The organism is Carboxydocella thermautotrophica, from assembly GCA_003054495.1.
Taxonomy (GTDB): Bacteria; Bacillota.
In genome coordinates this window covers 2,139,601-2,164,101 of sequence record CP028514.1, presented here as the reverse complement: position 1 = coordinate 2,164,101, position 24,501 = coordinate 2,139,601, and the positions used below count along the sequence as shown (strand labels likewise).

The following is a 24,501-nucleotide window of genomic DNA, read 5'->3' as shown; positions in this document are numbered from 1 at the left end:
AGAATATGTTACAGGTGGAAAAAGAGCGGCTGGGTGAACGGGCTTTAATAAAAATTAGCGGAGCGCTGGACCTGGGTACGGCGGATGCCTTTAAGCAGCAGCTGGTACCCCTGTTGCTGGGGGAAACTGAAGTAGTATTCAATTTTTGTGGAGTTAAGTTTATTGATTCCACCGGGATGGGGGCGGTGCTGGACTTTCTGGAAGAACTGACTTTGCTGGGAGTAACCGTTACGGGCTGGGAAATCGGGCCGACCTTGTTTGAGATCCTGCAATTACTGGGAATGGTGGTGCCGGCTGAGAACGGCTGGGTACTGAAAGCGGCAGACAAGGAGATACCTCTGGCACTGGTTTGCCGTGATCAGCAGTGAAAAACCGCTTCTGGCTGGTTACTACCCTCTATATCATACTTTTTTCTTTGTTACTGGCCCTGCTGTATTATGATGGTCATCGACTGGCCTCTGTATGGTTACTGACCTTTTTGCTGCTTTTGGCTCTAGGCGGTGTTTACTATCTATTATTTCAGCAACAAAAAACCTGGTGGCAGCAGCGCTGGGAGCAGGCGGAGCTGGTGCGGCTGGTGTTAAAAATTATGGACGGGCAGGTTATGGCTGAAGAAGCCTGGGAAATCTTTGTCCGCTTTCAGAAAAACCTGGTGGGTTCCTGGGCAGCTGCCATAATAAAGTTTGATGACGAGTATGAGTGGCAAATTATTGCCGGTGATCGACAAATAGCCAGCCGCTTTAGCCCGGCAATCCAGGAAGCAATCCGCAGGCTGAAAAGGGCAGAGGGAGATTATCGTTATCTTTCTGAGCCTATTCCCCTGGGCTGGAATAAGTTATATGCTTCCTGCTACGGGGACTTGTTACTGGTAAATATCTGCTGCCGGCAAAAATGTCTGCTGGATGATTCCGAACTGGCTAATCATTTTCGCCAGAATCTACGAAGGTTTTTACAAGCCGGAATTATCACTCCTGTATTACAGGCAGAACAGGCCTATTTGCTGGGTTTATTGTTTCTAATGCTAATGTCCGGCAGCCAGATAGGGACGGTGGTGGTCAGGGAAGAAGGAGAAGAAGGCTTTCGCCTGCTGGCCCACTGGGGGCTGGGGGAGGAAGCCAGCCTGAGCCGCCAGACTGTCGGGCTGCTTTCCCTGGTCTGCGCTTCCGGGGAAACACTGAATCTGGGGACTGCGTCCCAAACTGTGCAACTGGATTTGCTTTCCCCGGAATACAGCGATATTCTGGTGGTTCCCATCCGCATTGATGGTACTACCCGGGGAGCTTTGCTTATAGGCAACCGGGTAAAAGCGGAAGACAGCAAGAGACCCTATCCTCCGGAGATAGTGATGGTGGCTACTTTAATTGCGGAAAAAATGGGAGCTATCCTCAAACACGAACTGATGCACCAGGCCATTAAAGCCCGTTTTCTGGCTACCATCCAGGCTCTGGTACAGGCTCTGGAGGCCCGGGACCGCTATACCAAAGGTCATTCCGAGAATGTGGCCCGCTATGCTCGTATTATTGCTGAGGAAATGGGGTTGACGGCACAGCAAAAGGAAAATATTTATCTGGCCGGTTTGTTGCATGATATCGGTAAAATCGGGGTGCCGGAGCTGATTTTGAATAAACCGGGCCGGCTGACGGAAGAGGAACGGGTGGTGATCAGACAGCATCCTGTAACATCCCGGCGTATTCTGGAAGCCATCCCGGAAATGCAGGGGATCCTGCAGGCGGTGGAACAACATCATGAGCGCTGGGATGGCCTGGGTTATCCTGCTGGCATAGCCGGAGAGGACATTGACCTGGGGGCTCGTATTATCGCTGTCGCCGATGCCTTTGATGCCATGACCAGTGACCGGATTTATCAGAAGGGGCGGACGGCTGAACAGGCCTTAGAGGAGCTGGTCCGGGGAGCAGGGGCCCAGTGGGACCCGCAAATAGTGGATGTTTTCCTCAACTGGTGGGAGCGTACGAACAAAAAATCGGTGGTTAACTGGAAATTGAAGTTCACCCGCCGCATCTACCGCGATATTCTGGCCAGTGTCACTCAATCCAAACTGCATCTTGCTGAAAAGGAAGAAATGCTGGATTTCTGGCATAAATTAAATTTGGGAGAGTGGCTGGAGGTTAAGGAGGCCCGGGATCTGGGCCAGCTGCGGGAACATTTCCAGATCTGGTTACAGGTGCGTCAGTATCCGGAGAAACGCAGCAAGGAACTGCTGCTGATTCTCTCTGAGCTGGCCACCAATGCCCTCAAGCATGCCCGGGGCGGGCAGGTTAACTGGGGGCTGGATGATCGAGATAATCTCTATATTGTCGTCAGGGACGAAGGGAGCGGTTTTGAAGTGGAAAAACTGCCCCAGTCCTTGCTGGTCAAGGGGTTTTCTACCAAGAAATCCCTTGGGTATGGTTTCTCGGTAATACTGGAACACTGCAACAAAGTCTATCTGGCTACAGATAGTACCGGTTCTATCGTAATGGTGGAGTGCGGGAAGAGCAGGATGGAGGTTACTGGTACCTTATGAGTATTAAAGTTTTAGTAGAACAGGAAGGCAAGAAAGTTAGTCTGGAGGGAGAAATGGATTTGCTGCTGGCTGAAAATCTGGGAAATGAGAAAAAATATCAGCTGCAGCCGGAGTTTAGTCTGGACTTAAGCCATGTTACTTTTACCGACAGTTCAGGGATTAATATTTTGCTGGAATGGCTGCTGGAATTGCAGCAACAGCAGATCTATGCCAGTTCCTGTCTTTTAGGAGAGGATACCTTCCGTTTGCTATTTGACATGGGGTTGATTGTACTGGTAGATGGCCGCATCTTCCTGGCTCCGGAAGGTTTGCAACGGCCCATTGCTTTAAGTTTTTTGCATACATTCGCTGAAGAGAAAGGAAAACGCCAATCGCTGTCGAAAGACCTTCTTGTGAATACATAAAACGGGAGGTACTTTCATGGAACTGGCAGAACGGGCGCTGAGAATTTCTCCATCACCTACCCTGGCGCTGGATAGTAAAGCCAAGGCAATGGCCAGAGCCGGGGCAAAGGTGATCAATTTCGGGGTTGGAGAACCGGATTTTGATACCCCTGAACACATCAAGACTGCGGCCATGCGGGCCATAGAGCGGGGGATGACCAAATATACCGCAGTAGCAGGGATAGAAGAACTGAAGGAAGCGATTGTGACCAAACTGGCTCAGGAGAATGGCCTTTTATATAGTCCGGCCCAGGTAGTAGTTTCCTGTGGGGCCAAACACAGTTTGTATAATGCCCTGCAGGTTATAATTAACCCCGGGGATGAGGTGCTGATGCCTGTACCTTACTGGGTGAGTTATGAGGAACAGATCAAGCTGGCCGGTGGGGTACCGGTACCGGTGCCAGCCAGCCGGGAAAATAATTATAAAGTCAGGGTGGAAGACCTGGAAAGGGCAATAACTGGACGAACGAAAGCCTTGATATTAAACAGCCCCAATAACCCTACAGGAGCAGTGTACAGTCGGGAAGAACTGGAAAGTATCGGAAAATGGCTGCTGGAACGGGGTTTGGCGGTGATTTCTGATGAAATCTATGAGAAACTGGTTTATGATGGTAACCAGCATCACAGCATCGTGGCAGTAGTGCCGGAATTGAGCGGGCAGGCCATTGTTATCAACGGGGTGTCCAAAGCCTATGCCATGACCGGATGGCGGATCGGTTATGCAGCTGCTCCTTTGCCCTGGGCCAAAGCAATGGCGGACTTACAGAGCCATTGTACCAGCAACCCCACTTCTATCGCCCAGGCGGCGGCTCTGGCTGCTTTAACCGGGCCCCAGCAGCCCTTGCAGGAGATGGTGGCAGCTTTTGACCGACGGCGGCAGCGGGGCTGGGAACTGTTGCAGCAAATCCCCGGAATCTACTGCTCTCGGCCAGCTGGTGCTTTTTACCTGTTCCCCGATGTCAGTGGCGTTCTGGGCAAAAGCTGGCAGGGGCGGCCAATAGAGAGCAGCGCTCAGCTGGCTGAACTGTTACTGGAAGAGGTCCAGGTGGCTGCTGTACCCGGGGAGGCTTTTGGTCAACCGGGAACCATGCGCCTTTCCTATGCCGTTAGTCTGGAAGTACTGGAGGAGGGCATCAGGCGGATTGGGCAATTAATATCGGAAGTTAAATAATACAAAAAAATGGGACGGTTTTTCCGTCCTAATTTTTTGTGCCCTATTGCGCTTTTGCAGGTGAATGGTATATATTATAAGTGAACGGTATATATTTTAGTGTGAATGGTTATTCAGCGATCAGGGGTGGGGGCTATGTTGCGCGTGAGAGAAGTGAAAAGTCCACAGACTGTGGATTATCTGGAATCCATCCGTTATTGCCAGTTGATGTTTGACCTGTCCAACTATGAGGTCAGGGAAATTACCCAGAAACTGCTGGATCATTCCCTGATTGCCCCCAATGAGATGCATTACCTGGTCCTGAAAGAGGATGAAGAACTGGTAGGCTATGCTGTCTACTATTATCTCCAGGATTTGCAGCTGGCCTTTCTGGATTATATCGGCATTTTGCCTGCCTTTCAGAGTCAGGGTTATGGAGCCCGACTTTATCAGGCTATGCTGCAGGAAATCCGGCAACAGCATCCTGAGGCACAGGGACTGATAATGGAAGTGAAGAGCACTGATGATGATTTTGACCGCCGTTGTCGGTTCTTTCAGAGACTGGGAGCTTCCCTGATTGATTTGCAATCAATGGATGTGCCGGCCAAACTCAAGGAATCCGGTCTGGTGTTGATGATACATCCTTTTCAGCAGGATTTACAGCTGGACCGGGAGATGCTGATGAGATTCTTTCGGGTACTGGCCCGCACCCTCTGGCACTAACAGCCTGCACGAGACCCTCCGGGTCTCTTTTTTTTTTTTTTTTGCATCTTGACAGAAGGCTGGAAAAGTGGTATTATTTAACCAGAAAGTTTACTGATATAGTAAACAATGAACGGAGAATGGGTTATGGTACTCAATCAGGCCACCGATTACGCTTTACGGGCTGTAGCCTGTCTGGTCCGGCACCAGGGGGAAAAAGTGGAGGCCCAGCAAATAGCCAGAGAGGAAGTGATCCCGATGCGCTTTTTGCTGAAAATCATGCCTTCCTTGATCAAAGCTGGAATTGTCCGATCTATCCGCGGGGCGGGTGGAGGCTACCAGCTGGCCAAAAAGCCGAAAGAAATTACCTTTCTGGAGGTAGTGGAAGCCATCGAGGGGCCGCTGGCCATCAATAAGTGTTTACTGGATTATGCTGCCTGCAATAAAAAAGGAGCGCCTGCCTGTTCCATTCACCAGGCTCTGGCCAGGATCCAGGGGAAACTGGTGGAGGCATTGAGGGAGCAGAACTTTGCCAACCTTTAGCCTGCGGGCGCTTCTTTTTGAGCATAAACTTCACTAATTTAGTATACAATAGCGACAAGGAGGGGTTTTGATGGATGCTGTTTTGCTTTCGCGGATTCAGTTTGGTCTGACCGCCTTTTTTCACTTCTTTTTTCCGCCTTTGACCATCGGTCTGGCGGCCCTGCTGGCCTTTATTGAGTACAAACACTGGCGCACAGGGAAAAAAGTTTATGATGAAATGTCCCGCTTCTGGACCAAATTGTTTGTGGCCTGTTTTGCCGTTGGGGTAGCTTCTGGCATCACGATGGAGTTTCAGTTCGGCACCAACTGGTCGGAATACTCTAAATTCGTGGGGGATATTTTTGGTGCTCCGCTGGCAGCGGAAGGGGTCTTTGCCTTTTTCCTGGAATCCACCTTTATTGCTCTGCTCATCTTTGGCCGGGAACGAATCTCTGCTGGCTTGCGTTTCTTTGCGGCTCTGATGGTAGCTCTGGGCAGCAGTCTGTCAGCTTTCTGGATTATTGTAGCTAACTCCTGGCAGCAAACCCCTGCTGGTTTCAAAGTGGAAGGCGGGCGGGCCATTCTTACCGATTTTGCTGCTGCTGTCTTCAACCCATCCACTATCCCCCGCTATCTACACACTCTGGATGGGGCTTATATCACCGGTGCCTTTTTCATGATGGCAATCAGTGCCTATCTCCTGCTGAAAAAGAAACGGGTGGAATTGGCCCGGCACTCCTTGAAACTGGCTTTGGTAGTGGCACTAGTAGCCAGCTTGCTCCAGGTATTTCTGGGTGACATTCACGCCAAGCAGGTGGCGGAAACGCAACCGGCCAAACTGGCCGCTTTTGAAGGGTTATGGGAGACCAAAAAACAGGCACCACTGTTGCTGATAGGTATTCCTGCCCCGTCCCAGGAGCGCAATTTGCTGGAAATTGGTGTGCCCGGGGCGCTGAGCTGGCTGGCCTTTGGGGATCCTCAGGCGGAAGTAAAAGGCTTGAAGGATTTTCCCCGCGAAGAACGGCCGCCGGTGGCTGCCAGTTTCTATTCCTTCCGTCTGATGGTGGTGTTAGGCAGCTTTTTCGCTGTACTTCTGCTCTGGGCTCTCTGGCTGCTGTATCGGGGCAAACTCTATGAACATACTTTTACCCTGAAAGCTTTACTCTGGTCTTTGCCCCTGCCCTTTCTGGCCAATGAGCTGGGCTGGATGGCGGCAGAAATTGGGCGGCAGCCCTGGATTGTTTATGGTTTGTTAAAAACTCAAGCTGCTGCTTCTCCATTGCCGGCGGGACAGATATTGCTGACCATCCTGGCCTTTGTGCTCATCTATTCCTTCCTTTTCGGGATGCTGGTATATCTGATTCGCCGCATCATTAACAAGGCCATGGCTGAAGATGTACAGGAGGTGAAGTAGGATGGACCTCAACACTGCCTGGTTTTTGCTGGTAGGGATACTGATCGTTGGTTATGCCATTCTGGATGGGTTTGATCTGGGGGTAGGTACCATCTATTATCTGCTGGCCAAAAATGATGACGAAAAGCGCCAGCTTCTCAATGCTATTGGTCCTTTCTGGGATGCCAATGAGGTTTGGCTGTTAACCGGTGGTGGAGCTCTTTTTGCCGCCTTTCCCCTGGTTTATGCTACCGTCTTCAGCGGATTTTACCTGGCCCTGATGCTGGTTTTGTTTGCCCTTATCTTCCGGGCTGTAGCCATCGAGTTTCGGAATAAGGATGAAAGTCCGGCCTGGCATAATTTATGGGATAGGGCCTTTTTCCTGGGCAGTGCTTTACCAGCTCTTCTCTTCGGGGTAGCTCTGGGCAATGTACTCAAAGGCCTGCCTCTCGATAGCCAGCAATATTATACAGGTGGCTTTTTCGGTTTACTTAATCCTTTTGCCTTGCTGGTAGGGGTGCTGGGACTGGCAGCTTTCCTGCAGCAAGGGGCAACCTATGTGATGATGAAAACAGGAGAGCCGCTGGCAGGGCGGGCCCGGCAGCTCCTGCCTGGTATCTGGGGCGGAGTGGTTGCACTCTATCTGGCGGTTACCCTCTTCAGCTGGCTGGTTGCGCCCCATCTTTTTACCAATTTCAGCAAATATCCCTGGTTGTGGATATTGCCGCTTCTGACCTGGTTGGCGATGGGAGCTGTAATCTATTTTGGACGCCGGGGTCAGGGAACATCCGCTTTTCTGGCTTCATCTCTTACTATGGCTGGTCTGGTGCTGATCGCCGCTGCTGGTCTTTATCCCAATCTGGTTCCCGCCCTGGATCCGGCCCGCAGTCTGACTATCTATAATGCATCTTCTTCGCCCCTAACCCTTAAGGTCATGCTGATTATCGCCCTTTGTGGCGTGCCGATTGTTCTGGGTTATACCGTTTTTGTCCACTGGCTGTTCCGTGGAAAAGTTAAACCTGATGCTCAAGGTTATTAAATCTGCATAATTCTGCCCGTCACGGGAAAAGAGTATAAGGGGAGGTGATGAAGATGACCCTTATACCCTTTGACCCTTTTCGCGAGTTCAACCGCTTTGTCCAGGAAGCGGTAGGCCGCAGCCGGGAGGGCTTTCTGGGCTATCAGGTAGCGGGGCCACGGGTGGACATCTATCAGACGGAAAATGAAGTGGTGGTGGTAGCGGAAATCCCCGGCCTTGAGTCCAGGGAGGATCTGGATGTGCGGGTTACCGAAGATGCGGTTACCATCCGGGGAGAAATCAAGCGCAGTGCGGAAACCAGAGATGAAGACTACCATCATGCTGAACGGTTCTATGGCGCCTTTGCCCGCACCTTTACCCTGCCGGCGGCGGTAAAGGCAGAAGAAGCCCGGGCATCCTACCGCAATGGCATCCTGGAAATCCGGATCCCCAAAGCGGGACGAGGACGCAGCATCAAAGTGGATATTAACTGAAAAGGTCGGTTACTACCGGCCTTTTTCTTTTGTTTTGGCGGGAAATAGGGTAAAATATGGATATAAGCAGATTAGTGAGGGATGAGAAATGCAAGGCCTGGGTGAAAAAGAAATTAAGTTCAGCAAATTATAGACAAACACCTGGTTGATTTACTGGATTATAGCACGATTATGTTAAATCTAAAAATATAAAAAACCGTTGCTTTTCGGCAACGGTTTTTTGCGTGGGATTTGGTGCGGACAAGAGGACTTGAACCTCCACGGGCGTAAGCCCACTAGAACCTGAATCTAGCGCGTCTGCCAATTCCGCCATGTCCGCAGGCACTGGTCGGGGCGACAGGATTCGAACCTGCGGCCTCCACATCCCGAATGTGGCGCGCTACCAAACTGCGCTACGCCCCGCAGACAAAGGTTATTATAGCAAAGGCGGTGGCAGAAGTCAATACCTTAATCAGGAACAAGCAGCATAGGTTAAAAATTTTAGAAAATAGAAAAGAAAAGACGATTCATTAGCCACATTTTTATAAAAACAAGAAATAAGAATAAAGGCCGGTGAGTCTGAGGCTTAACCTGTCTAATTTTTTTATGGCATGCTTTTTGCAAGTAAACGATATCACTGAAAAGCAATCATCATGGGAGGAGGTTTTGGCTTTATGGCGGATAATCATTTTTTCATCCGCAAGCTCCATTCCCTTCTGGGGGTGATTCCAGTTGGTTTGTTCCTGCTGGAGCATTTGTTTACCAATTCCTTTGCCCTGAAAGGGGCACAAGCCTTTAATGAAAAGGTGGAGTTTTTTCAGAGTATTCCTTATCTTATCTTCATTGAGTTACTCCTGATTTTTTTGCCGCTTCTGTTCCATGGTATTTACGGGACCTGGATTGTTCTGACGGGAGAGAGCAATGTTTTTCAATACCGGTATTATCGTAACTGGTTTTACTGGATTCAGCGGCTTTCCGGTATCATCACTTTAATTTTTGTCATCTGGCATGTCTGGAATACCCGTTTGCAAACCCTGTTCTTTGGCACTGAAATGAGTTTTGAGTTTATGCATAATTTGCTTTCCAATCCAGTTAATGCTGTTCTTTATGCTATCGGGTTGATTGCTGCTACTTTCCATTTTGCCAATGGCATGTGGGCTTTTCTGGTTTCCTGGGGGATTACCATTGGGCCTAAAGCTCAGAGAACCAGTACTATCATCTGGAGCATATTCTTTATCGTTATTACTGCTGTAGGCTTGAATGCGCTGTTCGGCTTTATCAGAGGCTAAAGGGGTGAGAAGGAAGATGGCGGAAAAGAAGATTATCGTTGTTGGTGGCGGCCTGGCCGGCCTGATGGCTACCATTAAGGCAGCAGAGGCTGGCTTCAAGGTTGATCTTTTCTCTCTGGTACCGGTAAAACGCAGTCACTCCGTTTGTGCCCAGGGGGGGATTAATGGTGCCGTTAACACCAAGGGGGAAGGGGATTCTCCCTGGGAGCATTTTGATGATACCATTTATGGCGGGGACTTTCTGGCCAATCAACCACCGGTGCTGAAAATGTGTGAAGCGGCACCTGGAATTATCCATCTGATGGACCGGATGGGAGTAATGTTCAACCGCACACCGGAAGGACATCTGGATTTCCGGCGTTTTGGTGGTACCAAACACCATCGTACCGCTTTTGCTGGAGCGACCACCGGCCAGCAATTACTTTATGCCTGTGATGAACAGGTACGGCGCTGGGAAGCAGCTGGTCTGGTGCAAAAGTATGAGGGCTGGGATTTCCTTTCCATTGTGCTGGATGAGCAGGGGATTTGCCGGGGGATTACCGCCCAGAACCTGGCTAGCATGGAAATCAGGGCCTTCCGGGGTGAAGCGGTGATTATGGCCACCGGTGGCCCGGGCATGATCTTTGGCAAGAGTACCAACTCCACTATCAATACCGGCTGGGCGGCGGCGGCAGTTTACATGCAAGGCGCCTGCTATGCCAACGGGGAGTTTATTCAGATCCATCCTACTGCTATTCCAGGAGAGGATAAATTGCGTTTGATGTCCGAATCGGCCCGCGGTGAAGGCGGTCGGGTCTGGACTTACAAGGATGGTAAACCATGGTATTTCCTGGAAGAAAAATATCCGGCCTATGGGAACCTGGTACCGCGGGATATCGCTACCCGGGAGATTTTCCATGTCTGTGTGGATTTGAAACTGGGGATAAATGGTCAGAACATGGTTTATCTGGATGTTTCCCATATAGATCCTAAAGTGCTGGACCGCAAGCTGGGCGGGATTCTGGAGATCTATGAAAAATTTGTTGGGGAAGATCCCCGCAAAGTGCCGATGAAGATATTCCCGGGTGTCCACTATTCCATGGGCGGGCTCTGGGTGGATTACAATCATATGACCAATATTCCCGGATTGTTTGCTGCCGGGGAATGTGACTACCAGTACCATGGTGCTAACCGCCTGGGTGCCAACTCCCTGCTTTCTGCCATTTATAGTGGCATGATAGTGGGACCGGCAGCAGTGGCCTATGCCAGCGGTTTGAGCAAGTCGGCCTTTGCTCTGGAGGAAAGGCTGTTTGAACAGGAGCGCAAACGGCAGGAGGAAAAGGTGGAAGCCATTTACCGGATGAATGGCAAGGAAAATCCCTATCTGCTTCATGAAGAGCTGGGTAAATGGATGACCGATAATGTCACGGTAGTGCGCTATAATGACCGGATGGAAAAAACCGATGCCAAAATTCAGGAATTGATGGAGCGCTACCAGAATATCAATCTGGCGGATACCGGCCGCTGGTCCAACCAGAGTGTGATGTTTGTGCGCCATCTCTGGGGTATGCTGCAGCTGGCCCGGGTGATTACCAGAGGGGCTATTGCCCGCAATGAAAGCCGGGGTGCCCATTATAAGCCGGAGTTTCCCAACCGGGATGATGAAAACTGGCTGAAGACCACCAAGGCCTTCTATACTCCCGCTGGGCCACGGCTGGAATATGAGCCGGTGGATGTCTCCCTGATCAAGCCCCGGCCGCGCAAATACGATGTGGATAAATCGGAGGTGAAGGCCTGATGGCTGAACAAAAATACATTCACCTGCGGGTACGGCGGCAGGAAAGTCCCCAGGCCAAACCCTACTGGGAAGAGTTTAAAATCCCGTATAAGCCCAATATGAATGTAATTTCCGCCTTGATGGAAATTCAAAAAAATCCCGTCAATGCCCAGGGGGAAAAAACTACGCCGGTAGTGTGGGAATGCAATTGTCTGGAAGAAGTTTGCGGGGCCTGTACAATGCTAATAAACGGGGTTCCCAGACAGGCTTGCTCGGCTTTGATTGACCAGTTACAACAGCCTGTTGAATTGAGACCTCTGACCAAGTTTCCCCTGATTCGCGATTTGATGGTAGACCGCAGCATCATGTTTGAAAATCTGAAAAAAGTCAAAGCATGGATTCCTATCGATGGTACCTATGATCTGGGGCCAGGGCCCAAACTGGCGGCCAAAACCCAGGAATGGGCCTATGAATTATCCCGCTGTATGACCTGTGGTTGCTGCATGGAAGCCTGTCCCCAGGTGAACAGCAAATCCAAATTCATCGGTCCGGCAGCTATCTCCCAGGTGCGCTTGTTCAACACTCATCCGACCGGGGAAATGAACAAGGAAGAGCGGTTGGAAGCCATTATGGGAGATGGGGGGATTACGGATTGTGGTAATTCCCAGAACTGTGTGCGGGTTTGTCCCAAACAGATTCCCCTGACTACCTCCATTGCGGATATGAATAAAGAAACGGTAAAATATGCCATTAAACGCTGGTTAAGAAAATAGCCAGTTTTTTGCCCTCGGTTAAACCGAGGGCTATTTTTTTAGCATAGATTTGCCCTGCTGGTATCATACTAATGCCGGAGGTGATTTATATGCGGATTGAACAACAGGGAATTGAGGTTACTCCGGACATTATCAAGGCGGGTGATCTGGTCCGGATTCAGTACAATGGCTTACTGGCCCGGTCGGGAGCTGACCAGGTGTACTTGCATGTGGGTTATGGGGATAAATGGGAATATGTTTGTGATTACCCCATGCAGAAAACGGCCAATGGCTGGCAGAAGGTGCTGTCAGTAGAACATCCCGGCAGCCTCAATTTCTGCTTCAAGGACAGTGCCAATAACTGGGATAACAATAATGGCCTCAACTGGTCAGTAGCTATCAACAACAATTTGCGAGCCTAATGGAGGTGAAGACGGTGCATCATATCGCCATTGAGGGCACAGGGCACCTGGTCAATGGTGTAGTAGCCGGGCCCCTGCCGGTAGCCCGCGGGGGTTCAGTGACCATTATCTACAATGGCCTCCTGGCCAATAGCGGTGCTAGCCAGGTATATTTGCATGCCGGCTATGGTCCGGACTGGCATGATTCCCTGGACATGCCTATGGTGCGGACTGCCCGGGGCTGGGAAAATACCATCCAGGTCCAGGATGTCCATGAATTGAATTTTTGCTTCCGGGATGCGGCCAATAACTGGGATAACAACAATGGCCACAATTGGCGGCTGGAAGTTATCTCCTGAGGAGGTGAAATGATGGTGGAAATGAAACACACCAATTTCCGCGATAGTGATCACCGCTTGAAGGAGATGGCAGGAAGCCAGCTACAGGGCGGTGTGACTGTGGATCCTACCCCGATTACGGCTGGTCAGGAAGTGACAATCCTGTATAACGGCCTGCTGGCTAAAAGCGGAGCCCAGCAAATCTACCTGCATGTAGGGTATGGTTCCAATGACAACTGGCAGATGGTAACCGACTATCCCATGTATTTTACCGGCCATGGCTGGGAAAAAACCATAACCGTGGCCGAAGGGACCAGGCTTAATTTCTGCTTCAAGGACAGTGCCAATAACTGGGATAATAACAATGGCAATAACTGGTCCTTTATTGTTCACAATGGGCGCATGGTGTAAACCATGCCCTTTTTTTATCATATTTTTCCGTCCCGCTGGATAAACTAATCAAGTAAATCCAGAACGAAAGGGGGATGACAGTGCGTATATTAATGTATTCCTGGGAGTTTCCGCCCAAAAGCGTAGGCGGTCTGGCCCGGCATGTGCATGATTTGACTCTGGCCACGGCCAAACAGGGCCATGAAATTCAGGTTGTCACCTGCGGGGGAGATAACCTGCCTGCCTATGAAAATATAGAGGGGGTGGAGGTTTATCGCGTCCAGCCATATCATTTGCGGGCTCCGGATTTTCGCACCTGGATTTTGCAGTTGAACCTGGCCATGCTGGAATTCACCATGACTTTGCGGGATAGCCAATCAGCCCCCTGGGATATTGTTCACTGCCATGACTGGTTAACTGCATATGTCAGCCGGGCGGTTAAACACGCTCAGAACATTCCACTGGTAGCTACCATTCATGCCACTGAATTCGGGCGCAACTGGGGGCTGCATGATGATAACCAGCGCTATATCAGTGATGTGGAGTGGTGGCTGACTTATGAAGCCTGGCGGGTGATTGTTTGCAGTCAATATATGCATAATGAGGTGAGATACATATTCTCTCTGCCGGAAGACAAAATCCGTATCATACCGAACGGCGTAAGGCCGGAGGATTTTCAAACCGAACCTGAACCGGATTTTCGCAATCGATATGCCCATCCTACCGAAAAAATCGTCTTTTTCGTAGGACGGCTGGTGCATGAAAAAGGGGCGCATGTCTTGCTGGATGCCATTCCGAAAATTCTCCATTACCATCCCCAGACCAAGTTCGTTATCGCCGGTCGAGGGCCGGCGGAAGGTTATTTGCGGCAAAAGGCCTGGGAGATGGGCGTGACAGAGAGAATTTATTTTACCGGTTATATCGATGATGTGACCCGTAATAAACTGTACCGTTCTGCTTCCGTTGCGGTTTTTCCCAGCCTGTATGAACCTTTTGGTATTGTGGCCCTGGAAGCTATGGCGGCCCGGACGCCAGTGGTAGTCAGTGATACCGGTGGACTGGGGGAAATTATTAAACATGGCGTAAATGGTTTGAAATGCTATGTAGGTTCTCCTGATTCCCTGGCCGATAATGTGCTGAAAATTCTCTGTGATCCGCCCTTTGCCCGGCAGGTGGAAGAAAGGGCCTACCGGGAGGTGCTGGAAATCTATAACTGGGACAAAATTGCCCGCACTACGGTAGCAGTTTATGAAGAAATTCTGGCAGAACAATAATAGAGAACGGAGGTCTGGCTATGAAAGCCATTATTATGGCGGGAGGGGAAGGTTCCCGACTGAGACCATTAACCTGTGACCGGCCCAAACCTCTGACGCCTTTACTGAACCGGCCGGTGATGGAACACATTGTCAATCTCCTGAAAAAACATGGCATCCGTCAGATTGGGGTTACCTTGCAGTATCTGCCGGAGGCCATTATGGAATATTTTGGCGATGGCAGTGACTGGGGGGTGGAAATGCGCTATTTTCTGGAGGAAACTCCCCTGGGCACTGCTGGCAGTGTCAAAAATGCAGAAGAATTTTTGGATGAACCTTTTATTGTTATCAGTGGTGATGCGCTGACGGATTTTGACCTGAGCCGGGCCATTGAGTTTCATCGGCAAAAGGGTGCCTGGGCAACCCTGGTTTTGACCCGGGTCCAGACACCTCTGGAATACGGGGTAGTGATGACTGATAAAAATGGCAGTATCTATCGTTTCCTGGAAAAACCCAGCTGGAGTGAGGTTTTCAGTGATACGGTCAATACCGGGATCTATATCCTGGAACCCCGGGTATTGCAATATATTCCGGCAGGTCAGCAGTTTGATTTCAGTAAAGATCTCTTTCCCCGCTTGCTGGCGGAAGGGAGACCGCTCTTCGGCTGTATCCTGGCGGGGTACTGGTGTGATATCGGCAATTTGCAACAATATGCAGAAGCCCATTATGCCGTGCTGGCCGGTGGGGTGCAGCTGGAACTGGGCGGTCAACAGGTAGCTCCGGGGGTCTGGGCTGAGGCAGAGGCAAAAATCCATCCCCGGGCCTATCTGGAAGGGCCGGCTTTTATCGGAGCGGATACCGTTATTGATGCGGAGGCCTATGTGGGGCCTTTTACGGTGATTGGCCGCAATTGTCATCTCGGCAGCAAAGCCAGCCTTAAACGGGCTGTTCTCTGGGAAGGGGTAAATATAGGTGCCGGAGCAGAAATCCGCGGGGCTATCCTCTGCCGTCAGGTAAAGGTGGGTCAGGGGAGCCGGATTTATCAAGGTGCGGTGATCGGAGATGGTACGGTACTGGGCGAACGGGTTTATGTAGATGCCGGGGTAAAAATCTGGCCCCAGAAACGGGTGGAAAGCGGAGCCCGCCTGCGGGAAAACCTGGTTTGGGGAGAACGCCAGCCCCGTACGCTCTTCGGGCGCGAGGGGATTGTGGGAGAAATTAACCGGGAACTGACTCCGGAACAGGCGGTGAAAGTGGCGGCTGCTTTTGCCACTCTATTCCAGCCGGAAACTGCCCTGTTAGTCAGCACTGACCATTCTCCGGCGGCAGCAATGCTGAAACATGCTGTTCTGGCGGGATTGCTGGGAGCAGGGATGGTGGTCTGGGATGCCGGCATTCTGACCGGTGGTGCCAGCCGCTACTTGATTCGCAGTCTGGCTGCCAGTGGCGGGGTGCATATTCAGGGCAGCGGGCAGGGCAACCGGGCCCGGGTTTTGCTCCTCAATCAGCAGGGAGCCAGCTTAACTCCGGCAGAAGAACGCAAGGTGGAAAATCTGCTGGGACGGGAAGGGATGCGGCGCACAGCTGCCGGACATCTGGGGCGGGTTATGCCTTTGCCCAGTGGACTGGATGAATATACCGGCTTTTTGCTCAATTTCCGTCCGCGGGGACAAAATTATCAATGGCGAATTGGGGTAGGGGCCCTGACTCCGGCTCTGGCCCAGATTTTACCCCGGATCTTTCAGGATACCGGTTTTCGTCTCATCTATCTCCAGGACGGGGAACAGCAGCTGGAACAGCTGATCAGTCTGGTACAAACAGAAAGATTGGACCTGGGGCTCTGGTTTGGGGAAGAAGGGGAACGATTGTCCCTGGTTCTGCCCGGGGGAATGTATTTGGCTCCCGCTCAGGTTCAGATACTGAAAACCTGGCTCTATGCCCAAAGGAAAGAGCAAGCTGTTATTCCCTATCCTGTTCACTGGCCCCAGGCCCTGGCCCGCCGCCTGCAGGAGCGGGGGGCGGTGATTCAGCCGGTCAAGACTAATCCCGGCCTGATTCAGAATCAGTGGGCGCAGGATGAAGAGGGGTTCTACCTGCTGGCCGATGATCTCTATACCCTGCTGGTTCTGCTCAGGCAGGCGGAAGAGCAAGGGCTGGAAAGGCTGTTACAGGAGCTGCCTGACTTTAACTGGGTTGCTAAATCCACTGCCTGTCCCTGGGAAGCCAAGGGCCTGGTCATGCGTCGCTTGATGGAAGAATTGCAGGATCGGGAGCTGGAGTTGCTGGATGGCATCAAGCTCTGGGACAATGGCGCCTGGGCCCTGGTTTTGCCCGATTCGGAGGAACCCGTTTGCCGTATTTATGCGGAAGGACCTGACATGGAAATAGCAGAAAGCTTGACTGAGCAGTTGCTGCAAAAAATTACGGAAATCCAGAAAGAAAGCGAGGGTGTCGGTTAAACCGACGCCCTCGCTTTTTGAGGAGGAGCTTCCCAGGCATAAATGCGGTAATTGAGCCAGGGGAAAAGATTGTTATTAGTTTCCAGTTCTTGAAGCCAGTGGAGATCCAGCTGGTTTTGCAACAATTGTTCATAAAGTCTGGTGAAATTATGGATATGATTTTTGGTACGTCTGATGGCATAATTCACCATGGTGCCTGTTTTCATAATAAAGGCCCAGTCACTAGCCTGAGCCAGTAAGAGTTCACGAGCGGCCTGGTTGAGGGCCCGTTCCTGTTCTGCCGTAGGATTAGTAAACCGGCGGGCCAATTCGGTCATCCGTTCGGCGGCTTTGTGTAAATGCCGATAAATCCAGTCATTACTGCCTTCCAGCCACACTTCATGGTATCCTTTATGGCCCCAGGAAGAGATGCAGGGTTCGGTAACCTGATTACGGGGATATTCGGCCAGATAGTCAGAAGGGGTAGCAGTTTTCAGGATTTTGGAATCATAATGGATTTTACGCAAGAGAAAATCCAGGAACTGAGGCCCTTCAAACCACCAGTGACCGAACAATTCCGCATCATAGGGAGCTACCACAATGGGTTTACGGTCCATCAGGGACGCCAGGTATTCAACCTGGCGTTCCCGGTTGAACATGAAGTTGCCGGCGTGGATGGCTGCCTTTTCTGTAGCCCACTCGGGCACATAGGGTTCTTTCCATTCGCTCTTCTTGCCCGTAATCCGGTAATATTTGATGCCGGTATGTAAGCGGATACCGGAGGGGTGAATATAGTCCTTGATATAGTCATAATCCAAATCATAACCGATGTCCCGGTAGAATTCCCGGTAATCGAAATCGCCGGGATAACCTTCATCGGCACTCCAGACCTGTTTGGAAGATTCCACATCCCGTCCGAAAGCTGCTACCCCGGCGGGAGTGACAATGGGAGCATAGACCCCGTAACGGGGTCGGGTGGAAGCAAACAATACACCATGGGTATCCAGGAAAAAGTATCTAATGCCGAATTCCGCCAGAAATTCATCATCTCCGGGATGATAGGCACACTCTGGCAACCACATCCCCTGGGGTTGACTGCCAAACACCCGCCAGTGGTTTTCTACGGCCAGAGCCACCTGGGCCCGTACAGCCTGACGGGTCAAACCATTTAAAGGGAAATAGGCATGGGTAGCACCACAGGTGATCAATTCCAATCGTCCGGCTTCCTGTAAGCGACGATAGCCGGTTAATAAATTACCGGCATATTTTTCAAAGAAATAATAAAAACACTGGTTAACCAGATAATGATACATCTGAGCCAGGCGATGGAAACGAGGATCGCCATAGGTACGGTCCAGTTCTTTGTAGATAAGCTCTCTTAATTTGCTTAAATAAACATAATACCTTTCTTGCAACAGAGGATCCAGGAGCATGGAGGTCAGGGTGGGGCTGAAAGACATGGTCAGCCGAAAATCCACCCCATCCTCCACCAGTTTTTCAAATTTGGCCAGTAAAGGTATATAAGTTTCAGTGATGCCTTCAAACAGCCAGCGTTCTTCCAGAGCATCAGGATCTTCCGGATGCCGGACATAGGGTAAATGGGCATGTAACACTAAAGCCAAATAGCCTTTAGGCATGTTTTTCACCTGCTTTCCAGAAACCGGGCGAAGTTCCCCAGCCTGAAGCTGTACCGGCTTTAATTTCCGGCCCTACGCCCAGAGGGGGCCAGTCGGGATCCCAGCGGCCGGAGGCTTCTGCCCGCGGGGTCAGGGCGGGATTGGAGGTAAGCCAGGGTACAAACTGCCCCTGTTCCAGATGCCCCAGCTGGGCGACATATGTGGAGTTAGCGGCCGGAACCCGCAGGTAATAATTGTTGGCCATGGGATGTACCGGATAATCAAAATGGGGGCCGTTCAAGCCCCCGCGATAAAGGCGAATAAACCGGGGCAAATCAGGCGGCCCGATAGGATGGCGCAGGTCCCAGTAGGCAAACAGCCACCAGGGATCCCGGGTTAACAGGACCAGACGGTTCTCCTCATACATCTGGGGCAATTGTGAAATGGACATAGGAGCCAATCATCCTTTCTTTCTGCGGTAATTGTTGATATAAAGGCAGCAAGGGGGGCCAGTTCTCATCAATCAGAGCTGAAAAATAAGCTCTGGGTGTAACTACTTCATTGCTAACCAGCAAGCAATAAAAGAGTTGATTGTTGAGCAATCGCCCTAACTCCACCTTATATCTGGCATCGGGGCGGGCCAGATGGAAATAAAAACTGGTCACAAAACTGGTCAGGTTTTTACAATCTTCCAGCAGCCATTGCCCGGTAGTTTCATCATATCGATAAAGACGAAGCTGGGTTATGCCGCTTTTCAGGGCTGGTAATTCCGCCTCCAGGCTTTCCAGGTAAACCGGATCCAGCTGCCAGTAGACAAAAATAGTTTCCGGGTCGCGGGCCACAGCTACTAGCCGATTATCTCCCTGGTAATAGGTGGGCAAATCTGTTACAATTTCTTTGACCGGGAAGGCTGGGGCCAGTTCACTGGCGAACTCCTGGTCCTGCCGTTCAGGTTTGGGCGCTGGCCTGGGCCAGGTGGGGATGAAAAGATAATACAAAAGAGCCACTAGAGCCAGCAGGCCGGTGAAAAAAATCAACCAATCGATGGTAGTCACCCCGCATCCTCCTTTGCTGCAAATTTGCCATTCTTAAGCTTTATTTAGTATTGCCCCGCTCAAAGTCCATTATGTCTGCAGTCAGGAGGAAGCTGAAGGAAGGGATAGTAAGATGAAAAATTACTGGCAGGAAATGTTTAACCAACAAATATTATGGCTGTTTTTTTTAATTATATTGCAGCTTATCAGCAAAAAAAGAATAAAATTTTTTCCCACTCAGGGTTTCAGGGCTAAACTGGGAATGATTGCGGTATTAAGCGGTTTACTCATTGGCCAGGGGATGCTCTGGCTGGCTCCCTATTTTCCTCGCCAGCAAGCAGTGGAACAACTGGGATTGAGTACAAACTGGTACTGGCCGGCACTGGCTTTGATTGGCCTGGGACCACTGGTGGAAGAAATTTTCTTTCGCGGTCTGCTGGGCAATTTTTTGCTAAACCGGTTCTCATTCTGGCCGGCAGCCTGTGGGAATGGGCTGATTTTTGCCGCTTTTCATGGTGGTGGCTGGTTGCTTTTGCCTTTTACCCTGGCTGGGATGGTCCTGTTCTGGCTTTTTTACAGGGAAAGGGCGATTTTTTACCCCTGGTTGGCGCACACTTCGTGGAATTTGCTGGTATTTTTCGCTTACTGGCAATAATTGCAGGGTCAAAGGTTGTCTTTTTGGGATGAATAAACATAAAATTTTATTGATTTTTGTGCACGGCAGATGTATAATTATAAAACGTACAGAATAAATACAAGGCTTTGGAGGACTGATAACATGGTATTTTACAAAAAGCTGGCTTCCATGTTGCTTGCAGCCAGCCTGGTGCTGACTCTGGCCGGTTGTGGCGGCGGACAGGCTACCCAGGAGAAAAAACAAGGAAATGAAGGTGGCAAGCAGAAAATTGTTGTCGGTACTGATGCAGCTTATGCTCCATTCGAATATGTAGAAGAAGGTACTGGCAAAATCGTCGGTTTCGATGCCGAATTAATGCAGGCCATTGGTGAAGCCGTTGGTCTGGAAGTGGAAATGAAAAACATAGGCTGGGATGGCCTGATTCCCGGGTTAAAGAGTGGTAGTGTTGATGCTGTCATTTCAGCCATGACCATTACCGAGGAAAGAGCCAGGGAAGTTTCCTTCTCTGACTCTTACTTCAAGGCTGTTCAGTATATTGCCATTAGGGAAGGGGCTCCTTACAGCAAGCCTGAAGACCTGGTAGGTAAAAAAATCGGGGTTCAGCTCAATACCACCGGTCATTTTGCTGCTGAAAAAATTCCCGGTGTGAACAAGGCTGATATCCGTACTTTTGATACTACCCCGGCCGCTTTGACTGAGCTGGTTAATGGCGGGGTTGAGGCTGTAGTGGCTGATAGCCCGGTGGTGCTGGAGTTCATCAAAAAGAACCCCAATGCTAAAGTGACTTACTTTGACCCCAAATTTCCGCAGGAAGACAACTATGGTATTGCGGTTAAAAAGGAAAACACCGAGCTGTTGAACAAAATCAACGAAGGTTTGAAGAAGGTAAAAGAAAGCGGCAAATATGACGAACTGTATAAAAAATACTTTGGCGTTTAAAAATAAATAAAAAGCAGGGATTTCCCTGCTTTTTTCATCGATGGAGGAAAAAGTATGCTGGATTTGGATTTTGGCATTGCCCTGCGTAACCTGCCGGTTTTGCTGCAGGGCACCTGGTTGACGCTGGAATTGACCATTGTTTCAGTGTTCCTCGGCACTTTCCTGGGCCTGTTCCTGGCCCTCTGTCGCCTGTCTCACTGGCGGGTCCTGTCCTGGGGAGCTGCTGCCTATGTGGACTTTTTCCGCGGAACTCCTTTGCTGGTACAGATCTTGATCATCCATTACGGTATACCCCAGCTGGTCCAGGGAACTTCCTGGGAATATGTTCCTAATCCTTTTCTTTCCGGTATTCTTGCCTTTACCCTCAATAGCGGTGCCTATGTGGCGGAAATCTTCCGGGCCGGTATTCAGTCTATTGATAAAGGGCAAATGGAAGCAGCCCGCTCCCTGGGCATGTCCTATGGCCAGGCAATGCGTTTTGTTATCCTTCCTCAGGCTTTTAAACGGGTAATTCCGCCATTGGGCAATGAATTTATAGCTTTGCTCAAGGACTCATCCCTGGTTTCCGTCATCGCTTTGCCGGAATTGATGATGCAGGCCAAGAACGTAGCTGGCCGGGAATACAAGTTCTTTGAAATCTATATTGCAGTTGCTGTGATCTATCTTATCATGACCATGACCATTTCCCGGTGGGTGGCCTATATGGAAAGGAGGTTGAGGGTCAGTGATCGTCATTAAAAACCTCTATAAACGCTTCGGTGACCTGGAAGTGTTAAAGGACATCAACCTCCATGTCCGGGAGGGGGAAGTGGTGGTGGTTATCGGTCCTTCCGGTTCCGGCAAAAGCACCATGTTGCGTTGTATCAATAAACTGGAAGAAGCTACTGCTGGTGAAATTATCGTGGACAATATTCCTCTCACCTCCAAGGCCAACATCAATGCCATTCGCCAGGAAGTGGGCATGGTTTTTCAGCGCTTCAATCTTTTTCCCCATATGACCGCTTTGCAGAACATTACCCTGGCGCCCATTCAGGTTCGGAAGCAGAGTAAGGCAGAAGCGGAAAAAATCGCCCGGGAACTGCTGGCTAAAGTCGGCCTTTCCGACAAAGCCGATTCCTATCCGGACCAGCTTTCCGGCGGTCAGCAGCAGCGGGTGGCGATTGCCCGGGCCCTGGCCATGCGGCCCAAAGTAATGCTTTTTGATGAGCCCACTTCTGCGCTTGACCCGGAGATGGTGGGTGAGGTACTGAACGTAATGAAGGATCTGGCCCGGGAAGGGATGACCATGGTGGTGGTTACCCATGAAATGGGGTTTGCCCGGGAAGTGGGTGACCGGGTCATCTTTATGGATGAAGGGCGGATAGTGGAAGAAGGAACCCCGGAACAGATTTTCCAGAACCCCCAGCAGGAACGGACTCGCTCTTTTCTCAGCAAAGTTCTGTAAGAAAAATTTTCTACTTTCTGTTTTAAATTAGCAGGATTTTTTAACAGGCAAACAGAAAATATTATACTTACAGACGAGAAAGGAGTGACTGTTATGAAGTTTGTTGTACGGGGGAAAAACATTGAAGTAACGGACGCACTCAGAGATTATGTGGAAAAGCGGATTGGTAAGCTGGAGAAATATCTGGGTGAAATAACGAATGTGCAGGTAACTCTGGTAGTGGAAAAGAACATGCATCGGGTAGAAGTGACCATTCCCGTTGAAGGTATGATTATCCGCGGCGAGGAAGCCAGCAATGATATGTATGCTTCTATCGACCTGGTGGTGGAAAAGCTGGAACGTCAGGTTCAAAAATATCGCGCCCGCCTCAGCAAAAAGCTGCGCAACCTGGCTTCCCTGGAGCCAGTGGCAGCTGATGTGGAGACAGCCGATATTGATGACAGTGTGGTCAAGACCAAACGCTTTGCGGTCAAACCGATGCCTGTCGAGGAAGCCATTTTGCAAATGAATCTGGTAGGTCATTCCTTCTACGTTTTCCGTAATGCAGATACCAATGAGGTGAATGTGGTTTACCGGCGGCGCGATGGCAAATATGGTCTGATCGAACCTGAATTTTAAAGTTTTGGCAGTAAGGAAATAGGCCGGTCCACAGGGACTGGCCTTTTTTAAAAAAGTTGTATTTTTTGAATTAACAAGCAGGAAAAATTGAAATTTTGTAGAAAATATTACACTAATCGAGAGTGAGCGAGAATACCAGGAGAGGACGGATGATAGAAAATGGGTGTAACTCCGGAAATGATCAGAGAATTTGAAGCTATTATTCGCCAGATAAAGGATGTAGTTTCTGCTAAAATAGTTTCCAATGAATACGGTGAAGTTCAGGAAGTCCATGTTCTGGCCAAGCAAAACCGCAGCCCCAAACAACTGGTGCGGGATATAGAATCGGCGGTGATGGCCCAGTTTGGCGTGGCCCTGGACCACAAGAAAATTTCCGTAGCTCAAATGGCTAATGAAGAAGAGATTCCCGTCACCGAGGTTCGCCCCAAACTGATACGGGCTGAGCTGTTTACTGAAGGGGTACAAGCCAAGGCGGAAGTGGAACTTCAGCTCGGTGATGATACCATGTTTGGTCGAGCCCAGGGCCCGGGAGCCTATAACAATAAACTGCGCCTGGTGGCTCAGGCCACTCTGGATGCGCTGGAGCGCTATCTGCGCGGCAATTGCACCTTCGCGGTGGATGATGTAGCCATCATTCATCTGGGACGCAAGCAAGCCGCAGTGGTAGCTGTGACCCTGGTTACCCCGGAAGAGGAAGAGGCCTTGATTGGTTCCGCCTACGTCCGGGTTGATGAGTGGGAGACTGTGGTAAAGGCTACCCTCAATGCCGTAAACCGGCGTCTGTCATTGCTGGTTAAACCCTAAACAGGGCCATTCGTCTCCTTGATGGGAGACATGGCATAAATGAGAGTGAGAGGAGCGGTCACCTGAAATAAAAAAACAGAAGGAGGTGTACCGCGATGCAAAAAGTACTGAAAGTTGTATTGGCTCTGATCGCTGTTGTACTGGTAGGTGGGGCAAACGCGAGATGGTAACTCTTTAGAACCGATTGAGGTGAGTTTATGCAAGAGCCTATAAAAGCGAAGCTTTTAAACTGGTATGTGGTAATTTTGAGTATAGTAACGGGTGTCATTCTTTTATATACACTTAATAGCATCAATTTCAGCCAGAAAACAATAATTAATACTATTATTTTTTCTCTGATTTATTTCATAATTGAGTTGTTTCCGGTACATTTGCCTAGAGGTGGCAGTGTATCTGTAAGTATAGCTCTTACTGTTGCTATTTTATATTTATTTGATTTACCCGTTGCTATTTTTACCGTTTTTATAGGCGAATGCTTGATTCACCTCAAATCAAAGAACAAAAAAATAATTAAGACTTTTTTTAACTTTAGTCAATTAATAATTTCAATAACATTCTCAGGCATTA

Annotated in this window: 26 protein-coding genes and 2 tRNA genes; 23 read left to right on the top strand and 5 right to left on the bottom strand. The window is 50.0% G+C overall.

Translation table 11 applies throughout. The annotated features are described in order from the left end of the window. Positions 1-5: 5 nt before the first annotated feature. The 9 genes from CTH_RS10770 to CTH_RS10730 all read left to right on the top strand — a co-directional run bounded on the left by CTH_RS10770 (position 6) and on the right by CTH_RS10730 (position 8,246). Positions 6-368, top strand: coding sequence for an STAS domain-containing protein (locus CTH_RS10770; RefSeq protein ID WP_159073869.1), 363 nt, complete (start codon positions 6-8; stop codon positions 366-368). Continuing rightward, the gene (locus tag CTH_RS10765; RefSeq protein ID WP_107753862.1) at positions 365-2,524 is read left to right on the top strand and encodes an HD domain-containing phosphohydrolase; all 2,160 of its coding nucleotides are present in this window, start codon (positions 365-367) and stop codon (positions 2,522-2,524) included. The genes CTH_RS10770 and CTH_RS10765 overlap by 4 nt, the downstream gene beginning before the upstream one ends. Further along, positions 2,521-2,928, top strand: a complete 408-nt coding sequence (locus CTH_RS10760) for a hypothetical protein (protein WP_078664672.1) — start codon at positions 2,521-2,523, stop codon at positions 2,926-2,928. The genes CTH_RS10765 and CTH_RS10760 overlap by 4 nt, the downstream gene beginning before the upstream one ends. Before the next feature lie 16 nt (positions 2,929-2,944). Then, positions 2,945-4,138: a pyridoxal phosphate-dependent aminotransferase gene (locus CTH_RS10755; protein ID WP_078664671.1), complete on the top strand. Its 1,194-nt coding sequence runs from the start codon at positions 2,945-2,947 to the stop codon at positions 4,136-4,138. Positions 4,139-4,273: 135 nt separating this feature from the next. Beyond that, positions 4,274-4,840: a GNAT family N-acetyltransferase gene (locus CTH_RS10750; RefSeq protein WP_159071936.1), complete on the top strand. Its 567-nt coding sequence runs from the start codon at positions 4,274-4,276 to the stop codon at positions 4,838-4,840. A 126-nt stretch (positions 4,841-4,966) separates the two neighbouring features. Beyond that, on the top strand, positions 4,967-5,362 hold the full coding sequence (locus CTH_RS10745) for an RrF2 family transcriptional regulator (RefSeq protein WP_078664669.1): 396 nt from the start codon (positions 4,967-4,969) through the stop codon (positions 5,360-5,362). Between the two features lie 70 nt (positions 5,363-5,432). After that, entirely contained in the window at positions 5,433-6,755 is a 1,323-nt protein-coding gene (locus tag CTH_RS10740; protein WP_078664668.1) for a cytochrome ubiquinol oxidase subunit I, read from the top strand. 1 nt (position 6,756) lies between these two features. Continuing rightward, positions 6,757-7,773 (top strand): cytochrome d ubiquinol oxidase subunit II, encoded by a 1,017-nt coding sequence (cydB, locus tag CTH_RS10735; RefSeq protein ID WP_078664667.1) that lies wholly within the window; start codon positions 6,757-6,759, stop codon positions 7,771-7,773. 47 nt (positions 7,774-7,820) lie between these two features. Further along, positions 7,821-8,246, top strand: a complete 426-nt coding sequence (locus CTH_RS10730; protein ID WP_318262680.1) for an Hsp20/alpha crystallin family protein — start codon at positions 7,821-7,823, stop codon at positions 8,244-8,246. A gap of 232 nt (positions 8,247-8,478) precedes the next feature. On the opposite strand, the gene CTH_RS10725 is transcribed toward CTH_RS10730, so the two are convergent. Both CTH_RS10725 and CTH_RS10720 read right to left on the bottom strand, forming a co-directional pair. Further along, a tRNA-Leu gene (locus CTH_RS10725) sits at positions 8,479-8,565 on the bottom strand. A 6-nt stretch (positions 8,566-8,571) separates the two neighbouring features. Further along, positions 8,572-8,648 (bottom strand) — tRNA-Pro (locus CTH_RS10720). 251 nt (positions 8,649-8,899) lie between these two features. On the opposite strand from CTH_RS10720, the gene CTH_RS10715 reads away from it, so the two are divergent. The 8 genes from CTH_RS10715 to CTH_RS10680 all read left to right on the top strand — a co-directional run bounded on the left by CTH_RS10715 (position 8,900) and on the right by CTH_RS10680 (position 16,863). Continuing rightward, the gene (locus CTH_RS10715; RefSeq protein WP_078664665.1) at positions 8,900-9,514 is read left to right on the top strand and encodes a succinate dehydrogenase cytochrome b558 subunit; all 615 of its coding nucleotides are present in this window, start codon (positions 8,900-8,902) and stop codon (positions 9,512-9,514) included. 16 nt (positions 9,515-9,530) lie between these two features. Then, on the top strand, positions 9,531-11,291 hold the full coding sequence (gene sdhA, locus CTH_RS10710; protein WP_079933481.1) for a succinate dehydrogenase flavoprotein subunit: 1,761 nt from the start codon (positions 9,531-9,533) through the stop codon (positions 11,289-11,291). Further along, positions 11,291-12,043 carry a succinate dehydrogenase iron-sulfur subunit gene (gene sdhB, locus CTH_RS10705; RefSeq protein WP_078664663.1) on the top strand — a complete coding sequence of 251 codons (753 nt, stop codon included), beginning with the start codon at positions 11,291-11,293 and terminating at the stop codon, positions 12,041-12,043. The genes sdhA and sdhB overlap by 1 nt, the downstream gene beginning before the upstream one ends. An 89-nt stretch (positions 12,044-12,132) precedes the next feature. After that, a complete protein-coding gene (locus tag CTH_RS10700) occupies positions 12,133-12,444 on the top strand; it encodes a carbohydrate-binding protein (protein ID WP_107753860.1) in 312 nt (103 codons plus the stop codon). Positions 12,445-12,458: 14 nt separating this feature from the next. Next, entirely contained in the window at positions 12,459-12,782 is a 324-nt protein-coding gene (locus CTH_RS10695; RefSeq protein WP_242946644.1) for a carbohydrate-binding protein, read from the top strand. Positions 12,783-12,794: 12 nt separating this feature from the next. Next, complete coding sequence (locus tag CTH_RS10690; protein ID WP_318262679.1) at positions 12,795-13,172, top strand: carbohydrate-binding protein; 378 nt, start codon at positions 12,795-12,797, stop codon at positions 13,170-13,172. A gap of 80 nt (positions 13,173-13,252) precedes the next feature. Next, positions 13,253-14,425, top strand: a complete 1,173-nt coding sequence (locus CTH_RS10685) for a glycosyltransferase family 4 protein (RefSeq protein WP_174182997.1) — start codon at positions 13,253-13,255, stop codon at positions 14,423-14,425. Positions 14,426-14,445: 20 nt separating this feature from the next. Next, positions 14,446-16,863, top strand: coding sequence for a sugar phosphate nucleotidyltransferase (locus CTH_RS10680; RefSeq protein ID WP_107753858.1), 2,418 nt, complete (start codon positions 14,446-14,448; stop codon positions 16,861-16,863). On the opposite strand, the gene CTH_RS10675 is transcribed toward CTH_RS10680, so the two are convergent. The 3 genes from CTH_RS10675 to CTH_RS10665 are packed head-to-tail and all read right to left on the bottom strand — an operon-like array spanning position 16,860 to position 19,513. Further along, a complete protein-coding gene (locus CTH_RS10675; protein ID WP_107753855.1) occupies positions 16,860-18,479 on the bottom strand; it encodes a glycoside hydrolase family 57 protein in 1,620 nt (539 codons plus the stop codon). The genes CTH_RS10680 and CTH_RS10675 overlap by 4 nt on opposite strands. Continuing rightward, on the bottom strand, positions 18,472-18,909 hold the full coding sequence (locus tag CTH_RS10670) for a DUF4912 domain-containing protein (RefSeq protein ID WP_078664657.1): 438 nt from the start codon (positions 18,907-18,909) through the stop codon (positions 18,472-18,474). Before CTH_RS10670 ends, CTH_RS10675 begins: the two co-directional genes overlap by 8 nt. After that, complete coding sequence (locus CTH_RS10665) at positions 18,878-19,513, bottom strand: DUF4912 domain-containing protein (protein WP_159073868.1); 636 nt, start codon at positions 19,511-19,513, stop codon at positions 18,878-18,880. The genes CTH_RS10670 and CTH_RS10665 overlap by 32 nt, the downstream gene beginning before the upstream one ends. A 112-nt stretch (positions 19,514-19,625) precedes the next feature. Here CTH_RS10665 and CTH_RS10660 point away from each other — a divergent pair, with 112 nt between their 5' ends. The 6 genes from CTH_RS10660 to CTH_RS10635 all read left to right on the top strand — a co-directional run bounded on the left by CTH_RS10660 (position 19,626) and on the right by CTH_RS10635 (position 23,934). Next, on the top strand, positions 19,626-20,147 hold the full coding sequence (locus CTH_RS10660; RefSeq protein WP_079933478.1) for a CPBP family intramembrane glutamic endopeptidase: 522 nt from the start codon (positions 19,626-19,628) through the stop codon (positions 20,145-20,147). Between the two features lie 123 nt (positions 20,148-20,270). After that, positions 20,271-21,068, top strand: a complete 798-nt coding sequence (locus tag CTH_RS10655) for a basic amino acid ABC transporter substrate-binding protein (protein ID WP_107753851.1) — start codon at positions 20,271-20,273, stop codon at positions 21,066-21,068. A 57-nt stretch (positions 21,069-21,125) separates the two neighbouring features. Then, positions 21,126-21,806 carry an ABC transporter permease subunit gene (locus CTH_RS10650; protein WP_207656839.1) on the top strand — a complete coding sequence of 227 codons (681 nt, stop codon included), beginning with the start codon at positions 21,126-21,128 and terminating at the stop codon, positions 21,804-21,806. Continuing rightward, a complete protein-coding gene (locus CTH_RS10645; protein WP_078664653.1) occupies positions 21,793-22,512 on the top strand; it encodes an amino acid ABC transporter ATP-binding protein in 720 nt (239 codons plus the stop codon). The genes CTH_RS10650 and CTH_RS10645 overlap by 14 nt, the downstream gene beginning before the upstream one ends. A 93-nt stretch (positions 22,513-22,605) precedes the next feature. Beyond that, complete coding sequence (gene hpf, locus CTH_RS10640; protein ID WP_078664652.1) at positions 22,606-23,130, top strand: ribosome hibernation-promoting factor, HPF/YfiA family; 525 nt, start codon at positions 22,606-22,608, stop codon at positions 23,128-23,130. A 159-nt stretch (positions 23,131-23,289) separates the two neighbouring features. Then, positions 23,290-23,934 carry a hypothetical protein gene (locus tag CTH_RS10635; protein ID WP_078664651.1) on the top strand — a complete coding sequence of 215 codons (645 nt, stop codon included), beginning with the start codon at positions 23,290-23,292 and terminating at the stop codon, positions 23,932-23,934. The last annotated feature ends 567 nt before the right edge of the window (positions 23,935-24,501 follow it).